This is a genomic window from Cupriavidus sp. FW306-1B-F12B (assembly GCF_058781795.1).
In genome coordinates this window covers 1-18,727 of record NZ_JBYSXC010000020.1, presented here as the reverse complement: position 1 = coordinate 18,727, position 18,727 = coordinate 1, and the positions used below count along the sequence as shown (strand labels likewise).

The following is an 18,727-nucleotide window of genomic DNA, read 5'->3' as shown; positions in this document are numbered from 1 at the left end:
GTGCGCGCAACGCTCCGTCAGGGCTTCTGGAAGCCGAAACGCGACAGGATGGCCTGGCCTTCCGGCGAGGCGACGTAGTCGACGAACTTCGCCGCTTCCTTCTGCTGGCGCGTCTGGCCGGTGATGGCGATGGGGTAGGTCACCGGCGTGCGGCTTGGCACGCGCACTGCCACCTTGACCTTGTCCGGCATCACCGCGGCGTCGGTGGCAAAGACGAAGCCGGCCTCGACCTCGCCGCGCGCGACGTAGTCCAGGCTCTGGCGCACGTTCTGCGCCGGCACGCCCTTGGCGGCCACGGCGTCCCACAACCCGGCCGCTTCCAGCGCGCCGCGGGTGTAGCGGCCCACCGGCACCGAGGCCGGGTTGCCGTAGGCGATGCGCTTGACTTCCGGGCGGGTCAGGTCCTGCAGCGAGGCGATGGCCAGCTTGCTGTCCGCGGGCACGATCAGCACCACCTGGTTGGCGGCGAAGTTGCGGCGCGAGGCCGGCGCGATCACCTTCTCGGCCTCGGCCTTGTTCATTGCCTCCTGGTCGGCCGAGGCAAACACGTCGGCCGGCGCGCCCTTGATGATCTGCTGCATCAGCACGTCGGACGCGCCGAAGTTCAGCACCACGTGCGTGCCGGGATGGGCGCGCTCGAACGACTCGGCCAGCGACTTGAAGGCATTGGTCAGGCTGGATGCCGCGGACACCACCAGGTCGGCGGCAAAGGCAGGCGGCGCGGCCAGCGCCAGCGTGGCGACGGAAGCGGCCAGCAGGAACCCGCGGCGGCAGGAACGAAGGGCAAACATCGGAATCCTCGGGAATCGGCCGGCGGCGTGTGCGGCGAGGCCTGTGCGGGTGGATTGTCACGCGCAATATACGTCTGTATATAGCGGTGCGTCAATGATGCGCCATGACGGCCGTCATGGGTATTCGAAGTGGCTTAAGTGCTGTATCAGGGACTGCGAATGAGCCCCAGGGGTGGGAGCCGGCGCCCCCGGGCGCCAGCCGTGCCGGTTTCACGCCGGCGGCATGCCTTCCTTGAACAATGACTTCAACTGGGTGCGCAACTCAGGGGTGTCCTGATGCTGGTGCACCGCTACCGCGTGCTGGACCGCGGCTTCGAGCAGTTCGTCTTCGCTGTCGGCGCTCATTGCCACCGTGCAGTGGGTGTCGCTCGGGAACTCGCGGCAATCGATAAACTTGCGTGCCATGATGCCTCCTGACGCCGGCCCGCAGAGTGGGCTGGAGCCGGTGCATCCAGTATAGGCACGGCGGTAGCCGTCTACAGCACTGGCGTCAGCACCCTGCCATCAGCCAGGAATGCATCCAGGTTCTGCAGCGTCAGCGCGGTCATGGCGGCGCGCGTTTCATGCGTGCCGCTGGCCATGTGCGGCGCCAGCACGACATTGTCCAGTGCCAGCAGCGCGGGCGGCACGTTGGGCTCGTCCTGGAACACATCCAGGCCGGCGCCGCCCAGGCGCCCGTCAACCAGAGCCTCGACCATTGCCGCCTCGTCGATCACGCTGCCGCGCGACACATTGACCAGGATGCCCCTGGGCCCGAGGGCGTCGATGACCTCGCGCGATACCAGCCCGGCCGTCGACGGCCCGCCGACGGTGGCCACCACCAGGAAGTCGGCCCACGTCGCCAGCGCCTTCAGGTCAGGCTCGAAGCGCCACAGCGCGCCCTCGCGCGGGCTGCGGTTGTTGTAGGCGATCTCCATGTCGAAGCCCTGCGCGCGGCGCGCCACGATCTCGCCGATGCGGCCCAGCCCGAGGATGCCGAGCTTCTTGCCCGACACGCGCGTGGTCAGCGGGAAGCCGCCCTGCGGCCAGCGCCCGGCGCGCACGAAGCGGTCGCCATGGGCGATGCCGCGCGCCGCGTCCAGCAGCAGCCCGAAGGCCAGGTCGGCAACGCAGTCGTTGAGCACGTCGGGCGTGTTGCTGACCTGGATGCCGCGCGCGCGGGCCGCATCCAGCGCGATCGCGTCATAGCCCACGCCGAAGCTGACGATGGCTTCCAGGCGCGGCAGCGCATCGATCAGCGCCGCGCTGCAGCCGTGGCGCGCCGAGGTCACCACCACGCGCACCTGCTGGGCCTCGCTGCGCGCCCACGCGATCGGATCGGCCTGCTGCCACAGCGCTGCGGCGCCGTACTGTTGCTGCAGGGTGGCATTGGTCTGCGGCGCGAGCGGGCCGACCTGGAGGATCTGGGGAGCAGGCATGGGATGCGGGATGCAAGGAGGGGACGGGCAATGGTAGCGCAAGGGCCCCCCATGCGCAGGGAGCAGGCAAAGCGTGCGCGCGCAAGTTGTGCGATGTTCGTGCAGGCAGGTGGTATCGCGCCCGCGGGCGGCGGGTTATGCTGCGATCCTGATCCCTGTTGCCCCACTTCACGTGCCATGAAAACCATCTACCTGGCTGGCTTCGACGTCTTTCGCAAGGATGCGCGCGCCTGGGGCGAGCACCTCAAGGCGCTGTGCGCGGCGCACGGCTTCAGCGGCCTGTATCCACTCGACAAATCCGCGCCCGATGGCCTGTCGGGCGCCGACACCGCGCGCTGGATCTATGACGCCAATCTTGCGCTGCTGCGGCGCGCCGACATGGTGATGGCCAACCTCGACGATTTCCGCGGACCGGGCGAGCCGGATTCCGGCACCGCATTCGAGGTGGGCTTTGCGGTGGCGCTGCAGAAGCCGGTCTGGGCCTACAGCGCGGATGCGGGCACGCTGCGCGAGCGCGTCACCGTGGCCACCGACGAGGATGGCGCGCCGCTGGATACGCGCGGCTTCGTGGTGGAGGATTTCGGGCTGGGCAAGAACCTGATGCTGGCGTGTGCGGCGAAGCTGGTGCAGGGTGGGGCGGCCGAGTGCCTGGCGGCGATGGCCGAGGCGATTCACCGGCGCGCCGCTGAAGCGGCCGCGCGCCGCGAGCGCGACGCGGCCGCGTGGGGCGACGACTAGCGCTGCAGCGACTGCACCCCGGCCGCGATATCGGCCGCCGTGGTGGCGACGATCTCGCGGTACGCCGCCACGACGCCATCGACCGCGCCGGGCGCCGGCAGCTCTGCCTGGGTGCGGCCGCTGACCACCTTGCCGTCAGGCAGCCGCCGCACGGTCCAGTTGATGGTGGCGCCGGCACGCTGGCCCACGTCGGCATCCAGGCGCAGCACTTCCGTGGTGATCCGGTACAGCGGCTGCACGTCGGACATCCCCTGCTGGTAGGTGTCGACCGCGCCCAGCGTGGCCTGCAGGCGTTGCGACAGCGCGTCGCGCAGCTCGTCAGGCAGCGGCGCGGACCAGCGCGCCAGGTCCAGCAGGCGCAGGCCGGCATCGCCGCCATCGCGCACCACCAGTTGCGGGCGGTTGAGCCGCTCCGGCACGCGCACCGGCGCGACTTCCAGCCATAGCGTGTTGGTCGATGCCGGCGTCGTCGTGGCCGGCAGCGGCGCGGCCGCGCCCTGCGCCAGCGTGTAGTAGCGCGGCTCGGGCGAGGCGCACCCGGCCAGCACGGCCGCGGCCAGCGCGCCGGCGAGGAGGCTGGTGATAGAAAGGCGCTTCATCATTCTTGCTCCGGCTTGCCGCGCAGCAGCGCTTCTGGGTGGCGTTCGAGGTAATCGGTCAGCGTGCGCAGCGACGTGGCGGTGCGCGTCAGCTCCTGCAGCATGCGGCGCGTGTCCTGCTGCAGCGGCGCGTCCGAGGCCAGCGTGCCGTTGGCCGCGGTCAGGGTCTTGCGCGCGTCCTGCAGCGCGGCCAGCACCTGCGGCGCGACGTCGCCGTTGAGCTGCTGCACCAGCTTGTCGGCGGTCGCCAGCGTCTTGTTCAGGCTGGCCACCGTGGTGCGCAGGTCCTGGCCGATCTGGTCGAACGGCACCTTGTCGATGCGGTTGACGATATCGCCCACCTGCGCCTGCAGCTGGTCGAAGGTGCCAGGCGTGGTGGCGAATTCCGGGATCGGCGCGTCCAGGTCGACCTTGGCCGGCGGCGCCTTCGGGAAGAAGTCGAGCGCCACGTAGAGCTGGCCGGTGAGCAGGTTGCCGGTGCGCAGCTGCGCGCGCATGCCACGCTGCAGCAGCCCCTGGATGATCTTGCGCGCGCGCTCGCGGTCTTCGACATCGCGTTCGCGGAAGCCCATGCGCGACGGGTACAGCTCCACCACCACGGGCATGCGGAATGCTCTCTTGTCGCGCTGGTACTCGATGCCGATCGAACGCACCTGGCCCACGATCACGCCGCGGAAGTCCACCGGTGCACCCGGCGAGAGCCCGCGCACGGACTGGTCGAAATTCAGCACCGCCAGCGTGGGCGCCAGTTCTTCCGGCTCCTTCATCGCCTCGGCCTGGTCGTTGGCCAGCAGGAACTGCGTGTTCTCGGACGCGGCGTCGGTGGCAGTGGTGTGGTCCGGCGCCTGGAAGGCGACACCGCCCAGCAGCACTGTCACCAGCGACTGGGTCGACAGCTTGAGCCCGCCCGCATCGAGCTTCAGGTCCACGCCACTGGCATGCCAGAAGCGCGTGTCCGCGGTGACCAGCTTGTCATAGGGTTTGTTGACGAACACGCGCAGCGTGAGGTCGCGCCCGTTGGGGTCGAGCTGGTAAGCCACCACCTGGCCCACCAGCACGCGCCGGTAGTAGACCGGCGAGCCGATATCGAGCGAGCCCAGCTCGGAGGCGCGCAGCACGAACTGCTTGCCGGAGGCATCGGTGGTCACCACCGGCGGCACTTCCAGCCCCTTGAAGTCGCGCGCGGATTCATTCGACTTGCCCGCGTCCACGCCGATATAGGCGCCCGACAGCAGCGTCTCCAGCCCGGACACGCCGCTGGCCGCAAAGCGCGGGCGCACCACCCAGAAGCGGGTGTCGGCCACGGCGAAGTTCTCGGCGTCCTTGGTCAGGTCGATCGACGCCACCACGTGCGAGCGGTCGCGTGCCAGCCGCACCGACTTGACCAGCCCGATGTCGACGTCCTTGTAGCGTACCGCCGTCTTGCCGGGCGTCAGGCCCTCGGCCGTGCGGAAGGTGACCGTAATCTCCGGCCCGCGCGAGGTCAGCGTATGCACCAGCAGCGAGATGCCGACCACCGCGGCGACGATCGGGATCAGCCAGACCAGCGAGGGCAGCCAGCGCGCGCGGCGCCGTCGTTCGGGCCGCGGCAGGCCCGGTGGTGCCGGCGGGGGCGAAGCCGAGGGCGTGGAGGCTTGGTTGTCAGTGTCGGGCATTGTTGTCTTCCAGCGAATCCCACAGCAGGCGCGGATCGAAGCTGAGCGAGGCCAGCATGGTCATGACCACGACCGCGCCGAAGGCCATGGCGCCGCCGCCTGGGATGATGGTGGCCAGCGCCCCGGCCCGCACCAGCGAGGCCAGCAGCGCCACCACGAAAATATCGAGCATCGACCAGCGGCCGATCACCTCCACCAGCCCGTACAGCCGGGTCTGCTGCCGGATCCGCCAGGTCGAGCGGAAATGCACGGACAGCAGCAGGAAGGTGAGGATCACCATCTTCAGCAGCGGCACGATGATGCTGGCGATCAGCACCAGCCCGGCCAGCATGTGCGAGCCGGACAGCCACAGGTAGATCACGCCGGACAGGATGGTGTCCTGCTGCGTGCCGAGGATGGACTGCGTCACCATTACCGGCAGCACGTTGGCCGGAATATAGAGGATAAAGGCGGCCAGCAGGAAAGCCCAGGTGCGCGCCAGGCTGTCGGGCTTGCGATGGTGCAGGGTGGCGCCGCAGCGCGGGCAGGGCTCGCCCTCCAGTGTGCGCGGGCTGACCAGGTCGCAGGCATGGCACGACAGCAGGCCCAGCCGGCTGGCGGTCGGGACCTGCGGCAGCGGACTGCGCTCGTCGTCGTCGGTGAGCTCGGCCACCACCTCGCGCGCCAGCTGGCGCGGGCGGGCCAGGCGGCCGCCTGGCTGGCGGGGACGCTGCGACGGCGGTTGCGGCTGGTCCGTCATCGGCCTTCCTCGCCCGCAGCCGCGGCGTTGTCATCGGGTGTTTCCAGATGGCGCCAGAGGTCGCGCGGATCGAACGACAACATCGCCGCCAGCACGATCACCAGCGCCGCGAACGACCACAGCGCGATGCCGGGCAGCACGCGCGCCATGCTGGACAGCTTCACCAGCGTGACCAGCACGCCGATCATGAAGACTTCGATCATGCCCCAGGGCCGGGTCTGGCGGATGCCGCGCACGATGCGGTCGAAGCCGGCGGGCATGCGGTGCTGCGCCATCGGCACCAGCAGATAGGCCATCATCAGCATCTCGGACAGAGGAAAAAGGATGGTGGTGGCGAACACCAGTGCCGCCACCAGCCCCATCTTGTCGGTGTACAGGGCCTGCACGGCGCCCAGCAGCGTGGTCTGGGTGCGGACCCCCTGCAGGTCCATCTCGACGATCGGGTAGGCGTTTGAGACCAGGAACAGGATCAGCGCGGTGATCACCAGCGGCAGCAGCCGTTGATACTGGCGGCGGCTTTCGCGGTAGAGCTGGCCGCCGCAGCGCAGGCACAGCGCGCGCTCGCCGGGCGAGATCGGCGTGCGTTCGTAGACCGCGTCACAGTATTCGCATGCCACCAGCCGGTGCAGCGCGGCCGGCGAGAGGTCGGGGGTGGCGGGCGCGCCGGGCGCGTTGTGTCCTGCCATCAGCCGGGGTGCTTGCCGGTCGTGGCCGGCGGGACGTCGGGGTTGTCGACCACGGCCGGCGCCGGTGGCGCGGCCGCCAGTGCCTCGCTCTGCTTCAGGTCTTGCTTTACCTCTGCCTGCGAGCCGATGGTCCAGTCGCGCAGCAGCGCATAGGCCACTGCCAGCAGCGTCGGGCCGATGAACACGCCCAGGAAGCCGAACGCGAGCGCGCCGCCGAGCACGCCCAGCATGATCCAGATCAGCGGCATGCCGGTGCCCTTGCTGATCAGCAGCGGCTTGACGATGTTGTCAGCCATGCTGACCACGCCCACGCCCCATACCACCAGGAAGATGGCCCAGCCGGTGGCGCCGGTGTGGTACAGCCACAGCGCGGCCGGCAGCCACACCAGCGGCGGGCCGACCGGGATCACCGACAGGAAGAAGGTCACGAAGCCAAGGATCGCCGCGCCCGGCACGCCCGCGATCCACAGGCCGATGCCGGCCAGCACGGCCTGGATGAAGGCCGTGCCCAGCACGCCGTAGACCACGCCCTTGACGGTGCTGCCGGCCAGCTCCAGCAGGTGGTCGGCGCGCTCGCCGGCGATGCGGTGCATGCCCGCGCGCAACCAGGCAATGGCAAGCTCGCCGCCGGTGTAGAAGAAGAACGCCAGGATGATCGACAGCGCCAGCTGGCCCAGCCCGGCGCCGATCGACAGCCCGGCGCCCAGCAGCATGTGGCCAACCGGGGCGATCAGCTTGCGCAGGTTGGCGACCATCTCGGAATCGGCATTGATGACGCTGTTCCAGGAGTTCTGCAGGTAGGAGCCGACATAGGGCAGGCTGCTCAGCCAGGCCGGCAGCTGCGGGATGCCGTGTTCCCTATAGCGGTCAACCAGCGCGGACAGTTCGTCCAGGTGAGCCGAGAAGCTGGCGCCGGCATAGACGAACGGACCCAGCACCACCACCGTGGCCAGCAGCACGCAGATCAACGCTGCCAGGCTGCGCCGGTTGCCCAGCCAGCGCGACAGCACCGTATACGGGTACCATGAGCTGAAGGCCAGGATCGCGCCCCACAGCAGCGCGGTGGTGAACGGCGCGAGCACCAGCAGCGAGCCGCCGATCAGCACGATCAGTGCGAAGACGGCTGCGATTTTCTCAATTAACTGGCCGGAACTCATGGATGGATCTCCCTTGGTCCCGCCGGTGTGACGGGAACGGCGTAAATATAGCTTACGTTGGGTGGGGCGATGCGGAAGGGGGGCGGTGGGTTAGTCGTCACTATGGCGGTGGGCCGCTGCGTGCGGCGTGTTCCCCTCGTGGGGGGCACAGTGCCATAGGTTTGTGACGGTGGATAGCGGGTGGGTGCTTGGGCTTTTTGCTAGCGGTCGGTATGTGGCGCTTGGTCGGCGTGGCTGTTTCGCCGGCGTAGCCGGCGAGTCACTTTTTGTCCGAGCGACAAAAAGTAACCAAAAAACGCGTCGCCTGTGCGGCTGGCAATCAATTCCACGGTGTTGGTGGTTCGAGCGGTGGTGCTTGCCGTTTGGGCGTGGTTGCCCGTTCGACCCTGCTACGCCATGTGAGTCAGGGACAGTGCCTGCGTTAACCCACTATTGAACGATCCCCATGCAGGGCGTAGGCCGCCTGCTGCCAGCCGCATCGCGGGGACGCCTACGGCTGCTGCGCGGGTCCAAAATGCGCCGTCGCGCACTGGGCGCTTGTGCGTAGCGCAGCCGAACGCGTTGATGCGTACTCTCAATCCGGCACCGCCATCACCCCGCTCTTGAGCAGTGCAGCCACCAGATCGGACTGCGTCACCATCCCCACCACGCGCCGGTGGTCGTCGATCACTGGCGCGTGGTGCAGGCCGCCATCCGAGAACGCCTGGGCCAACTCCACCATCGGCTGCTCGGGTCGGGCGGTGACGACGGCGCGTGTCATCAGGTCCCGCACGGTACCAGCCAGCCGCCGCGCACCGGTATCACGCTGCGCCGCAAAAAAATCGCTTTGGGTGATGATGCCCACCAGCCGCCGGGTGGCGTCCACCACCGGCAGGGCCTTGATACGGTGCCGCGACAGCAGGTGCCCGGCCTCATGCGCAGGCTGGTCCGCGGTCACCATGACTACGTCGCGCGACATGATCTCGCCGCACAGCACGTTGCCGAAGTGGCGCCGGTAGGCGCGCAACTGCGCGGCCACCAGGATCTGTTCGAGGTCGTCTTCTTCGATATCCAGAAATTCGCCGCGCACCTTCAGCGCGGCATCGAGGTCGGCGCGGGTGACGCCCACGCGCTGGGATGGCGGCACGTCCTTGGTCCCGTGCTGCATGGCCGGCTCGGGCGGGCGGTGCGGGTAGCGCCGCCGCGACAGGTTGTTGAAGGCCAGCGCCATCATCAGCAGCAGCATCGAATTGAACAGCACGGGCACGGCAACGAAGCCGAAGCCCAGCGCACTGACCGCCGGCCCGCCGAATACGGCGGTGATGGCCACCGCGCCGCTGGGTGGGTGCACGCAGTGGAACTGGAACATCAGGGCGATGGAGACGGCCACGGCGACCGCTGCGGCCAGGCCAGGGTCCGGGATCCAGCGCGCGCACGCCACGCCGACCACCGCGGCAATCAGGTTGCCGCCAATCACTGACCAGGGCTGTGCCAGCGGCGATGACGGCACCGCGAACAGCAGCACCGCGCAGGCCCCCATCGGCGCGACAAACCAGGGGTTGAAGCCGCCCAGGGTCTGGTGGCTGATCCATTCAGTGCAGAGCAGGCCCAGCAGGGCGCCCAGGCAACTTTTGAGGCGCTCCTTGCGGCTGGCGGCAACGGGTAGCGGAACGAATGTGCGCAGCCATGCACGGGCATTCTGCGCCAGGGCAGAGACAGCGGGGGCGGTTGGCATTCTTGTGACGGGGGGCGCTTTGGAATGGTGCGCGTAATATATCACGGGGTGATATATTTGGCCGCCTTTGGTGCAATGCATCCCAATCGTGGGGCGTGATGCACCGCACAAGCGCATGGCGGCGCCGGGCGTGGCGCCCCTGCCGGTGGGGTAGCGCCGGGACCTGGGTGGGTCCCTTTACTTGTAGGTCGACAGCAGGATGCTGGTCTCGGTGGCGCTGATGCCGTCGATCAGCCGGATCCGGTCCAGCGCGCGGTCGAACGCTTCCAGTGTGTCGGCGCGCAGTTCGGCAATGATGTCCCAGCGGCCGTTGGTGGTATGCAGGGCCTGCACATTGGGCTCGCCGCGCAGCGCCTGCAGCACGGTGCGGGCCTTGTTGCCTTCCACGGCAATCGTCATCCAGGCCCGGATCCGGTGTGCTTCGGCCTCGGGCCGCAGGCGCACCGTGTAGCCAACGATCACCCCTTCCTGTTCCAGTTTGTCGATGCGGTTCTGCACGGTCGCGCGCGACACGCGCAGCGCCTGCGCCAGCGCCGTGACCGGCATGCGCGCGTTGTCGCGCAGGAGGGAAATCAGCTGGTGGTCGGTGGCATCCATATGGGTGGGCAAACAATCTTTTCAAAGCGCCAGCGTAGGCTGACATTTTGATAAATGCCTCGCGCAAATTGCGCAAGTTGCTGGCTATTAGTTAACACCAGCTTGCCCGAGAATTCAATCGACCGATTGATTTCCCGAAACCTGCCATCAAAAAAGGAGCCCCCGTGACCCACTCCCCCACGATCCTGCTGGTCGAGCCGACCTTCTACGATGTGTCGTACAGCATCAATCCGTGGATGGACCCGGCTGCCTGGGCGCGCGACCCGCGTGGCATGCACCGCAGCGCGATGCAGTCGTTCGACGCGCTGCGCGAGGCGCTGGGCCGGGCCGGCTTTGCGGTCGAGGTGGCCCCCGGCGCACCGGGGCTGCCCGACATGGTGTTCCCGGCCAACGCCGCGGTGGTGCTCGATGGCCGCGCGCTGCTGGCGCGATTCCGTTACCCGCAACGCCGTGGTGAAGAAGCGCCGTTCGCCGACATCTTCGGCAAGCTGCGCGAACGCGGCCTGCTCGACGAAGTCGCGCTGCTGCCCGAGGGCTGCTTCCAGGAAGGCGCGGGCGACTGCATCTGGGATGCCGGCCGCGGCCACTTCTGGGCCGGGTTCGGTCCGCGCTCGTCGCATGAGGCGGCCGTGGCGGTGTCGAACTACTTCGGCAAGGACGTGGTGGCGCTGGAGCTGGCCACCGAGCAGAGCTACCACCTGGACGTCTGCTTCTGCCCGCTTTCCGGCGGCGAGGTGCTGTACTACCCGCCAGCCTTCAGCGAAGCGGCGTTGCGCGAGCTGCGCGCGCGCGTGCCGGCGCGGCTGCGCATCGAGGCCAGCGCCGACGACCTGCGCCACTTCAGCGTCAATGCCGTCAATCTCGACGACCAGGTGGTGATGACCCGCACCACGCCGCACCTGCGCACCGAGCTGGGCCGGCGCGGCTACCAGCTGCATGAGGTCGACCTGTCGCCCTTCATGCTGTCCGGCGGCGGCGCCTATTGCATGACGCTGCGCCTGGATCGCCGCAGCGGGCGTGGCGTGGCCGCGGCGGCGGCCTGAGCAGACCATCAAGGAGAGGGTCATGAAGAACACCGCCCGATCATTGTTTCTCGATGCCACGGACGTCGCCCGGCTGGTGGCCTTGATCGGCCCGCAGGCCGCCATCGTCGACCTGGCCGGGCAGGTCCGGCAGGCCTTCCTGCGCTGGCACGACTTCGACAAGTCCGCACGGCTGGCGAGCCATTCCGCGCGTGGCGTGATCGAGCTGATGCCGGTCAGCGACGGCATCCAGTATGCGTTCAAGTATGTGAACGGCCATCCGCGCAATGCGCAGCATGGCATGCCGACGGTGATGGCCTGTGGCTTGCTGGCCGAAGTGGAAACCGGCTTCCCGCTGATGCTGGCCGACCTGACGCTGGCCACGGCGCTGCGCACCGCGGCCACGTCGGCGCTGGCGGCGCGCGCCATGGCGCCGCCCGGTGCGGCGACCATGGCGCTGATCGGCAACGGCGCGCAGGCCGAGTTCCAGGTGCTGGCCTTCCAGGCGATGCTGGGCGTGCGCGAGATCGCCGCCTATGACATCGATCCCGCCGCCACCACACGGCTGATGCGCAACCTTGGTGGCGTACCCGGACTTTCGATCCGGCGTGCCGAATCGATCGAGGCCGCGCTGGCCGGGGCGGACATTGTCTCCACGGTCACCGCCGACAAGACTCGCGCCACCATCCTCGCGCCGGAAATGGTGCGGCCCGGCATGCACCTGAATGCGGTGGGCGGCGACTGCCCCGGCAAGACTGAACTGCACCCCGATATCCTGCGCCGCGCGCGCATCGTGGTGGAGTACGAAGACCAGACGCGCATCGAAGGCGAGATCCAGCAGTTGCCGCCCGACGCGCCGGTGACCGAGCTGTGGCAGGTGCTGGCCGGCCACGCGCCCGGCCGCGCGGCGGCGGACGAGGTGACCGTGTTCGATTCGGTCGGGTTTGCGCTGGAAGACTACGCCGCGCTGCGCTGGCTCTACGCCGCAGCGCAGGCGCACCGGGCGGGCAGGGCGGTTGAGCTGGTGGCGATGCCGCCGGATCCGCGCAACCTGTACGGCTGGATGATGGCGCAGGCCGACGGCGACGAAGCCGGGCTGGCAACGCCCCGGCAGGCGGCAGTGGCCTGAGGCTGCAGGCGATGCCGGGGCCGGCATGGCCCCGGTGCAGCCGTGCTCAGGCGGCGCGGCCCATCATCAGCTGGGCGCGCAGGAAGCCCTTGACCTCTTCCAGTGACGGCGTCTTCAGGAACACCATGATGCCCCAGTGCTGCAGGGCATCGGCCACGCCTTCATAGGCCTGGCGGTTGGTGATCACGGCAAAGATCACGTGCTGGCTGGCAAAGAAATTCTGCAGCTTCTCGATGGTGGCCGACTCGGCGTCGTTCAGTTCGTCGACGTAGTACAGCACCACGCGCGGATGCTCGCTGACCGAGGTGATGACGGTGTCCAGCACATCGTCGACCACCACGCTCTTGAGCGGCAGCCCCCATTTGGCAAGCTGGCCGTGGATGCGCTGCGCTTCCTGGTGGTTGGGGTGGAACACCACCAGGTCCAGGCCGTGCGGCGACGCCGATTCCGGCCCGATGCGCGTCGCCAGCAGGCGGTGCACGGTTTCCTTGTGGATGCGCCGATGGCCGCCGTTGGTCTTCCAGGCGCCAAGTTCGCCGCGCTCGACCATCTTCTGGACGGTGCCCAGAGAGACGTTAAGCAGTTTTGCCGCTGTACGCGTGCTGTAATAAGGCTTTTCAGCCAGTGCCGGATCCAGTTTCATCCCATCACCCGTGGTCCTGAAGGCAGTCGCGCCGGGACGGCGCCCGCGGCGCCAGGCACATGCGCCGCGCGCTTGTCACTGCCAATGGTTGACTGACCCTGTGTCCTGGCCCGCTCCCCCGCCGGCCGGACGGCTTTCTTTATAAATTTGTTGTTTCTTTCATTTCCAGCCGATCAGCGACTTTCTGGACGTATTGAAGATCTCAGACTCGGATCTGCTGGAAGCCAATAATATGCCGCAAACGCCAATCCATCTGTAAGAAAAAACATAAATCCATCGCGTATTGGTTGTTTAACGCACATTGGTGCTTGCAGGCAGACACGACAGTAACGCAGACATTGTCCTGCGCAGGTGGTTCCCCGGGATTCGACGCAGCGTCTGAAGCATCCGCTGAATACAGCGGGCGCTTCAGAGTTCTGTCGTGACATGACAGATTGCGCGGCATGGCCGGCGCGACTGTCCCCGATTCACCGGCCACGCTTCAAAGCCCGTACTTGCGCACCTTGTCGAACAGCGTGGTCTTCGCCACGCCCAGGGCTTCGCTGGCGCGGCTCAGGTTGCCGTCGTGGCGGCGCATGGCATCGGCAATCAGTGCGCGCTCGAATTGCTCGACTGCCTGCGCCAGCGGCAGGGCTTCTGGCGCGGTGGTGCCGTGGCCGGGGTTGCAGCCCAGCCCCAGCACATGGCGCTCGGCCAGGTTGCGCAGCTCGCGCACATTGCCGGGCCATGGGTAGGCTACCAGCGCGGCCAGCTCGGCCGGGGTCGCGGGCACAGCCTCGCGGTTGAAGCGCAACGCGGCCTGCGCGACGAAATGCTCGAACAAAGCCGGCACGTCTTCGCGCCGCGCGCGCAGCGGCGGCAACTCCAGCGTGATCACGTTCAGGCGGTAGTACAGGTCGGCGCGGAACTGGCCGGCATCGGAGAGCGCGCGCAGGTCGGCCTTGGTGGCGGCCACTACGCGCGTGTTGACCGGCACCGGCTGGTTGGAGCCAAGCCGTTCCACCACGCGTTCCTGCAGCACCCGCAGCAGCTTGATCTGCAGCGGCATCGGCATGCTCTCGATCTCGTCGAGAAACAGCGTGCCGCCTTCGGCGTGCTCGATCTTGCCGATGCGGCGGCGCGCGGCACCGGTGAACGAGCCGGCTTCATGGCCGAAGATCTCGCTCTCGAACAGCTGCTCTGGCAGGCCGCCGCAGTTGATGGCAACAAAGTTGCGCGCGTGGCGCTGGCTGGCCTCATGCAGGCAGCGCGCCACCAGTTCCTTGCCGGTGCCGGTCTCGCCGTGGATCAGCACATTGGCGTCGGTGCCGGCCAGGTCGGCGATCAGGCGGCGCAGCCGCTCGACCGTGGGCGAATGGCCGATCAGGTGGGCTTCCAGCTTCTGGCGGCCCGCCAGCCGTTCTCGCAGTTCTGACACTTCCAGCGCAAGCCGGCGTTGCTCCAGCGCGCGGCGCGTGGCGTCCACCAGCTGCTCGGGCGAGAACGGCTTTTCCAGGAAGTCGTAGGCGCCTTGCTTCATCGCCTGCACCGCCAGCCCCACGTCGCCGTGGCCGGTGATCATGATCACCGGCAGGGCCGGGTCGCGCTCGCGCAGTTGCGCGAGCAGCGCCATGCCGTCCTGGCCCGGCAGGCGAATGTCGCTGACGACCACGCCGGCATAGCCCGGCCCGGCCTCGCGCAGCGCGGCCTCGGCGCTGCCCACGCCGCGCGTGGCAATGCCCTCCAGGCGCAGCGCCTGCTCGCAGCCCAGGCGCACGTCGGCATCGTCCTCGACGATCAGTACGGTCAGGTCAGCCGGCATGCTTTGCGTCCTGTGGGTTGGCGTCGTGCGCCGCCAGCGGCAGCACCAGCGTGAAGCAGGCGCCGCCGTCCGGGTGGTTGGCGGCGGACAGGCTACCGCCGTTTTCATTGAGGATGCCGGCCGACAGCGTGAGGCCGAGCCCCAGCCCTTGCCCGGCGGGCTTGGTGGTGAAGAAGGGCTCGAACAGCCGTGCGAAGGCTTCCTCGGACAAGCCGGCGCCGTTGTCGCGCACGGTCAGGTGGACCATGGCGCCCGCCACGTGCGCATGCAGCGCAATGCGTGGCGCGGACTGGCCGGCAACGGCATCGAGCGCGTTGCCGAGCAGGTTCACCAGCACCTGTTCCAGGCGGTTGGGATCGCACACCACTGCCAGCGTTGGATCGATATCGCGCTGCAGCGCCGGTTGGACCGCGTCCACTCGCGTCTGCAGCAGGAACAATGCGTTGTCCACCGCTTCGGCCAGCCTGGCCTGGCGGCGGCCGTTGCCGGACTTGCGTGCAAACGACTTGAGCGCGCCGGTGATGCGGCCCATGCGCTCGACCAGCCCGATGATGGTGTCGAGGTTGGCGCGCACGGTGGCGTAGTCGCCGCGCTCGAGGAACTTGCCGGTATTGCCTGAGATGGTGCGCAGCGCCGCCAGCGGCTGGTTCAGCTCATGCGCGATGCCGGTCGACATCTGGCCCACGGCGGCCAGCTTGCCTGCCTGCAGCAGCCCGTCCTGGGCCTGGCGCAGCACGGTCTCGGCACGGATGCGTTCGGCCACCTCGGCCTGCAGGCGCTGGTTGGAGGTGGACAGGTCGGCGGTGCGATCGGCCACCTTGCGCTCCAGCTCGCTGTTTGCCGCCTCCAGCGCGGCGCGCGCCGCCAGGCGCTCGTTGACGATGCGCCGGCGCACGTTCCACGCCGCCCCCAGCAGCAGCACGAAGGCGCTCAGCACGCCGGCCAGCGCCGCCGTGTTGAGCGCGGCCACGCGTGCCTGCGAGGTATTGGTCAGCAGCGTCAGCTGCCAGTCGGTGCCGGGCAGCGCGGCATGCTGCGCCAGCATCGGCGGGCCGCTGCGCAGTCGCACCAGTTCGTCGCTGCTGCTGCCGTTGCCGTTGTTCAGCTTGCGCACCAGGGTCAGCGGCAGTTGCGGCAGCGGGGCGCGGTTGTACTGCAGGCTGCGCGTCAGGCGCTCGCGCGCCTCGGGTGACAGGGGGCGCAGCGCGGCCAGCTTCCACGACGGGTCCGAGGCCAGGATCACCACGCCGTTCTCGTCGGTCAGCAGCATCTGGCTGTCCGCGCCCTGCCAGCGGTTCTCCAGCGGCTCCAGGCCGATCTTGACCACCGCCACGCCGACCGGGTTGTCGCGCTCGCCCAGCGGCGCCGACAGGTAGTAGCCCGATTCGCTGCGGGTGGTGCCCACGCCGTAGAAGCGGCCCAGCTGGCCGTCCATGGCCGCCTGGAAGTAAGGGCGGAAACTCAGCGCTTCGCCCAGGTAGCTGTCCGGGCGCTGCCAGTTGCTGCTGGCCAGCACCTTGCCGTGCGCATCCAGCACATAGATCACGCGCGTGCCGGCGCGCGTATTGAGGGCGCTCAGGTAGTCATTGGCGCGTGCCGCGCGGGCGGCGTCGTCCGGGCGCAGCAGCAGCGCGGCGATGCGCTCGTCCAGCGACAGCAGGCCGGGCACGTAGTCGTAGTGGGCCAGCTCGCTTTCCAGTGCCTGCGTGTACAGCCGCAACTGCACCTGGCCGCGTTCGGCCTGTCGCGCCAGCGCGGTGTCGTAGCTGTAGCGGTAGCCGAGCGAGCCCGCCAGGCCCACCAGCATGGCCAGCGCCAGCAGCGCGAGCAGCGGCGCAAGGCCGCGCAGGCCGTGGGGCAGGCGCGAGCCGGTGGGTGCGGCGGACGCAGGTGCGGTGGCGCGGGTGGTATCGCCGGGAGGGTGTAGCGGACCGGTCATCAGGTGTTGGGTGAGGCAGGTGGCAAAGCCGCCGCGCGGGCAAGACGGGCAGGGGCTGGCGCGGGTGCCTACTTTTACCACACCAGGGGGGCAGTGCCGCGCCAGAATGCAAAAAGGCCCGGTTGCCGTATCGGCAACCGGGCCCTGGCACGCCTGGCGGACGGTATTACTTGCCCGCGAGGACCTGGGCAGGTGCCAGGCCGGTGGTGGTATCCGCGGCGGGTTCATCCTCCTCGGACGGTACCGGCGCGCCGATGGCGCCTTCGCTTTTGGCGACGACGGCGGTGGCAATTGCATTGCCGAGCACATTGGTCACGGTGCGACCCATGTCGAGTACGTGGTCGATGCCCAGCACCAGCAGGATGCCGGCCTCCGGCAGGCCGAACATCGGCAGCACGGCGGCGACCACCACCAGCGAGGCGCGCGGCACGCCGGCGATGCCCTTGCTGGTGACAAGCAGGACCAGCAGCATGGTGATCTGCTGGGTCAGCGACAGCTCGATGCCATACACCTGCGCCACGAACAGCGCGGCAAACGAGGTGTACATGATCGAGCCGTCCAGGTTGAACGAGTAGCCCAGCGGCAGCACGAAGTTGGTGATGCGCTCCTTGACGCCGAAACGGGTCAGCTGGTCGATCACCTTCGGGTAGGCCGATTCGCTGCTGGCGGTGGCGAAGCCGATCATCAGCGGCGCGCGCATCTGCTTGAGCAGGCGGAACACGTCACGGCCCAGGAAGAAGTAGCCGCCGGCGATCAGCGCCACCCACAGCAGCGCCAGCGCCAGGTACAGGCTGCCAATCAGCTTCGCGTACACGACCAGCACGCCCAGGCCCTGCGCGGTGATCACCGCCGCGATCGCGCCGAACACGCCCACCGGGGCAAACGCCATCACGTAGTTGGTGACCTTCAGCATCACCGTGGCGAGGCCTTCGATGCCTTGCAGCACGGGCTTGCCCACGCCGTCCTTGACCGTGCCCAGCGCAAAGCCGAAGAACAGCGAGAACACCACGATCTGCAGGATTTCGTTGTGCGCCATCGCCTCGACAAAGCTCTTGGGGAACATGTGGGCGATGAAGTCGCGCAGGTTCAGCGCGCCGGTCTTCAGGTTCGAGGCCGCGTCAGCCGGCGGCAGCGGCAGGTTCATGCCGTGGCCGGGTTCCAGCAGGTTGGCCATCACCAGCCCCAGCAGCAGCGAGGTGATCGAGGCGCCAATGAACCACATCATCGCCTTCAGGCCGATGCGGCCCACGGCGCGGCCATCGCCCATGCTGGCGATGCCGGCCACCAGCGTGGCGAACACCAGCGGGCCGATGATCATCTTGATCATCCGCAGGAATACGTCGGTCAGGATGGACAGGTGGTCCGCAATCGATTTGGCGGTGGCGGCGTCCGGCGCCATGTTGTGCGCGGCGGTGCCGACCAGCACGCCGAGCAGCATCGCAATGAAGATCAGGGTGGGCAGTCGATTCAGTTTCATCGTGGATCAGGCCTGTGCGTCCGTCTCCTGTGGCAGGGACGGGCGTCTGTGTATTGCGGGAAGGCTGGGCGGCGATGTCGGGGCGCCGGGCCGGCCTTGTCGTGGTTCAGCGCGGCAACAGGTGCCGTGGGTTCGCCGGGGTGGCGAAGGGGGTGGGCAAGGCGGGGTCGGTCATGTGTGTCCTCCTTTGTTTTTGGCATCGGCCGGGACGCCGGGCGGCGTGCCGGCATACCCGTCTGGCGCTGTAAGCGGCGGCCTATATTGCACGCGCCGTGCCAGCCCGAAAGGGCTGCAAGTGTTGTGCAACTTGTTGAATGCAAAGGAGAAAAAGATGTGATTCCGGCGCACGATTCGGGAATCCGGACCGGCATGCGAAAACGCCGTTCGGGAATCCGAACGGCGTTCTAGGTGTTAACCCGGGTTTTGGGGTGCCTGGCAGCGGGGAGGATGGGGCGTTTGCCGGCGTCACAGGGCTGGAAAAAACCGAGGGCCTTGCTTGATGTGGTTCCTGGCTAAACCACCCCTCACCCCGGCCCTCTACCCATTGTACAGACCGGAGACATGGGTAACAGGTGTTCGGAGACATAGGTGACACGTGACCTGCGCGCATCTGGATGCGCTG

Annotated in this window: 17 protein-coding genes; 3 read left to right on the top strand and 14 right to left on the bottom strand. The window is 68.3% G+C overall.

Features of this window, described 5'->3' with window-relative positions; genetic code table 11:
- Positions 1-17: 17 nt before the first annotated feature.
- The 3 genes from modA to AC3WLE_RS27220 form a co-directional block, all read right to left on the bottom strand.
- On the bottom strand, positions 18-791 hold the full coding sequence (gene modA, locus AC3WLE_RS27230) for a molybdate ABC transporter substrate-binding protein (RefSeq protein WP_492356814.1): 774 nt from the start codon (positions 789-791) through the stop codon (positions 18-20).
- A 210-nt stretch (positions 792-1,001) separates the two neighbouring features.
- The gene (locus AC3WLE_RS27225) at positions 1,002-1,196 is read right to left on the bottom strand and encodes a DUF1059 domain-containing protein (RefSeq protein WP_013955718.1); all 195 of its coding nucleotides are present in this window, start codon (positions 1,194-1,196) and stop codon (positions 1,002-1,004) included.
- A gap of 71 nt (positions 1,197-1,267) precedes the next feature.
- Positions 1,268-2,209 (bottom strand): 2-hydroxyacid dehydrogenase, encoded by a 942-nt coding sequence (locus AC3WLE_RS27220; protein WP_492317554.1) that lies wholly within the window; start codon positions 2,207-2,209, stop codon positions 1,268-1,270.
- Between the two features lie 177 nt (positions 2,210-2,386).
- Between AC3WLE_RS27220 and AC3WLE_RS27215 the strand changes: the two genes are divergently transcribed.
- Positions 2,387-2,947 (top strand): nucleoside 2-deoxyribosyltransferase, encoded by a 561-nt coding sequence (locus AC3WLE_RS27215; RefSeq protein ID WP_492317553.1) that lies wholly within the window; start codon positions 2,387-2,389, stop codon positions 2,945-2,947.
- On the opposite strand, the gene AC3WLE_RS27210 is transcribed toward AC3WLE_RS27215, so the two are convergent.
- From AC3WLE_RS27210 to AC3WLE_RS27180, 7 genes are all read right to left on the bottom strand, one after another.
- Complete coding sequence (locus tag AC3WLE_RS27210) at positions 2,944-3,549, bottom strand: PqiC family protein (RefSeq protein WP_492317552.1); 606 nt, start codon at positions 3,547-3,549, stop codon at positions 2,944-2,946. The two genes, AC3WLE_RS27215 and AC3WLE_RS27210, sit on opposite strands and share 4 nt — an antisense overlap.
- Entirely contained in the window at positions 3,546-5,201 is a 1,656-nt protein-coding gene (locus AC3WLE_RS27205) for a PqiB family protein (protein ID WP_492356813.1), read from the bottom strand. The genes AC3WLE_RS27210 and AC3WLE_RS27205 overlap by 4 nt, the downstream gene beginning before the upstream one ends.
- Positions 5,188-5,940, bottom strand: a complete 753-nt coding sequence (locus tag AC3WLE_RS27200) for a paraquat-inducible protein A (RefSeq protein WP_492356812.1) — start codon at positions 5,938-5,940, stop codon at positions 5,188-5,190. The genes AC3WLE_RS27205 and AC3WLE_RS27200 overlap by 14 nt, the downstream gene beginning before the upstream one ends.
- Positions 5,937-6,626 (bottom strand): paraquat-inducible protein A, encoded by a 690-nt coding sequence (locus AC3WLE_RS27195; protein ID WP_492356811.1) that lies wholly within the window; start codon positions 6,624-6,626, stop codon positions 5,937-5,939. The genes AC3WLE_RS27200 and AC3WLE_RS27195 overlap by 4 nt, the downstream gene beginning before the upstream one ends.
- Positions 6,626-7,783 (bottom strand): AI-2E family transporter, encoded by a 1,158-nt coding sequence (locus AC3WLE_RS27190; RefSeq protein ID WP_010811543.1) that lies wholly within the window; start codon positions 7,781-7,783, stop codon positions 6,626-6,628. The genes AC3WLE_RS27195 and AC3WLE_RS27190 overlap by 1 nt, the downstream gene beginning before the upstream one ends.
- A 574-nt stretch (positions 7,784-8,357) precedes the next feature.
- Positions 8,358-9,497 (bottom strand): HPP family protein, encoded by a 1,140-nt coding sequence (locus tag AC3WLE_RS27185; protein WP_492317548.1) that lies wholly within the window; start codon positions 9,495-9,497, stop codon positions 8,358-8,360.
- A gap of 177 nt (positions 9,498-9,674) precedes the next feature.
- Positions 9,675-10,094 (bottom strand): Lrp/AsnC family transcriptional regulator, encoded by a 420-nt coding sequence (locus AC3WLE_RS27180; RefSeq protein ID WP_010813068.1) that lies wholly within the window; start codon positions 10,092-10,094, stop codon positions 9,675-9,677.
- 164 nt (positions 10,095-10,258) lie between these two features.
- Here AC3WLE_RS27180 and AC3WLE_RS27175 point away from each other — a divergent pair, with 164 nt between their 5' ends.
- Together AC3WLE_RS27175 and ocd are read left to right on the top strand one after the other, a co-directional pair.
- The gene (locus AC3WLE_RS27175) at positions 10,259-11,137 is read left to right on the top strand and encodes a dimethylarginine dimethylaminohydrolase family protein (protein ID WP_492317547.1); all 879 of its coding nucleotides are present in this window, start codon (positions 10,259-10,261) and stop codon (positions 11,135-11,137) included.
- Positions 11,138-11,159: 22 nt separating this feature from the next.
- A complete protein-coding gene (ocd, locus tag AC3WLE_RS27170; RefSeq protein WP_492317546.1) occupies positions 11,160-12,245 on the top strand; it encodes an ornithine cyclodeaminase in 1,086 nt (361 codons plus the stop codon).
- A gap of 46 nt (positions 12,246-12,291) precedes the next feature.
- On the opposite strand, the gene AC3WLE_RS27165 is transcribed toward ocd, so the two are convergent.
- The 4 genes from AC3WLE_RS27165 to AC3WLE_RS27150 all read right to left on the bottom strand — a co-directional run bounded on the left by AC3WLE_RS27165 (position 12,292) and on the right by AC3WLE_RS27150 (position 18,105).
- Positions 12,292-12,888, bottom strand: coding sequence for a helix-turn-helix domain-containing protein (locus AC3WLE_RS27165; RefSeq protein ID WP_492317545.1), 597 nt, complete (start codon positions 12,886-12,888; stop codon positions 12,292-12,294).
- A 481-nt stretch (positions 12,889-13,369) separates the two neighbouring features.
- Positions 13,370-14,689, bottom strand: a complete 1,320-nt coding sequence (locus tag AC3WLE_RS27160; RefSeq protein ID WP_492356810.1) for a sigma-54-dependent transcriptional regulator — start codon at positions 14,687-14,689, stop codon at positions 13,370-13,372.
- Complete coding sequence (locus AC3WLE_RS27155) at positions 14,679-16,628, bottom strand: sensor histidine kinase (RefSeq protein WP_492317542.1); 1,950 nt, start codon at positions 16,626-16,628, stop codon at positions 14,679-14,681. Before AC3WLE_RS27155 ends, AC3WLE_RS27160 begins: the two co-directional genes overlap by 11 nt.
- A 166-nt stretch (positions 16,629-16,794) precedes the next feature.
- Positions 16,795-18,105 carry a dicarboxylate/amino acid:cation symporter gene (locus AC3WLE_RS27150; RefSeq protein WP_492317541.1) on the bottom strand — a complete coding sequence of 437 codons (1,311 nt, stop codon included), beginning with the start codon at positions 18,103-18,105 and terminating at the stop codon, positions 16,795-16,797.
- Positions 18,106-18,727: the final 622 nt, after the last annotated feature.

What these genes read in the sequence shown, in the direction of transcription:
- modA (WP_492356814.1), bottom strand. Translation starts at nt 791, where the DNA reads ATGTTTGCCCTTCGTTCCTGCCGCCGCGGGTTCCTGCTGGCCGCTTCC.
- AC3WLE_RS27225 (WP_013955718.1), bottom strand. Translation starts at nt 1,196, where the DNA reads ATGGCACGCAAGTTTATCGATTGCCGCGAGTTCCCGAGCGACACCCAC.
- AC3WLE_RS27220 (WP_492317554.1), bottom strand. Translation starts at nt 2,209, where the DNA reads ATGCCTGCTCCCCAGATCCTCCAGGTCGGCCCGCTCGCGCCGCAGACC.
- AC3WLE_RS27215 (WP_492317553.1), top strand. Translation starts at nt 2,387, where the DNA reads ATGAAAACCATCTACCTGGCTGGCTTCGACGTCTTTCGCAAGGATGCG.
- AC3WLE_RS27210 (WP_492317552.1), bottom strand. Translation starts at nt 3,549, where the DNA reads ATGATGAAGCGCCTTTCTATCACCAGCCTCCTCGCCGGCGCGCTGGCC.
- AC3WLE_RS27205 (WP_492356813.1), bottom strand. Translation starts at nt 5,201, where the DNA reads ATGCCCGACACTGACAACCAAGCCTCCACGCCCTCGGCTTCGCCCCCG.
- AC3WLE_RS27200 (WP_492356812.1), bottom strand. Translation starts at nt 5,940, where the DNA reads ATGACGGACCAGCCGCAACCGCCGTCGCAGCGTCCCCGCCAGCCAGGC.
- AC3WLE_RS27195 (WP_492356811.1), bottom strand. Translation starts at nt 6,626, where the DNA reads ATGGCAGGACACAACGCGCCCGGCGCGCCCGCCACCCCCGACCTCTCG.
- AC3WLE_RS27190 (WP_010811543.1), bottom strand. Translation starts at nt 7,783, where the DNA reads ATGAGTTCCGGCCAGTTAATTGAGAAAATCGCAGCCGTCTTCGCACTG.
- AC3WLE_RS27185 (WP_492317548.1), bottom strand. Translation starts at nt 9,497, where the DNA reads ATGCCAACCGCCCCCGCTGTCTCTGCCCTGGCGCAGAATGCCCGTGCA.
- AC3WLE_RS27180 (WP_010813068.1), bottom strand. Translation starts at nt 10,094, where the DNA reads ATGGATGCCACCGACCACCAGCTGATTTCCCTCCTGCGCGACAACGCG.
- ocd (WP_492317546.1), top strand. Translation starts at nt 11,160, where the DNA reads ATGAAGAACACCGCCCGATCATTGTTTCTCGATGCCACGGACGTCGCC.
- AC3WLE_RS27165 (WP_492317545.1), bottom strand. Translation starts at nt 12,888, where the DNA reads ATGAAACTGGATCCGGCACTGGCTGAAAAGCCTTATTACAGCACGCGT.
- AC3WLE_RS27160 (WP_492356810.1), bottom strand. Translation starts at nt 14,689, where the DNA reads ATGCCGGCTGACCTGACCGTACTGATCGTCGAGGACGATGCCGACGTG.
- AC3WLE_RS27155 (WP_492317542.1), bottom strand. Translation starts at nt 16,628, where the DNA reads ATGACCGGTCCGCTACACCCTCCCGGCGATACCACCCGCGCCACCGCA.
- AC3WLE_RS27150 (WP_492317541.1), bottom strand. Translation starts at nt 18,105, where the DNA reads ATGAAACTGAATCGACTGCCCACCCTGATCTTCATTGCGATGCTGCTC.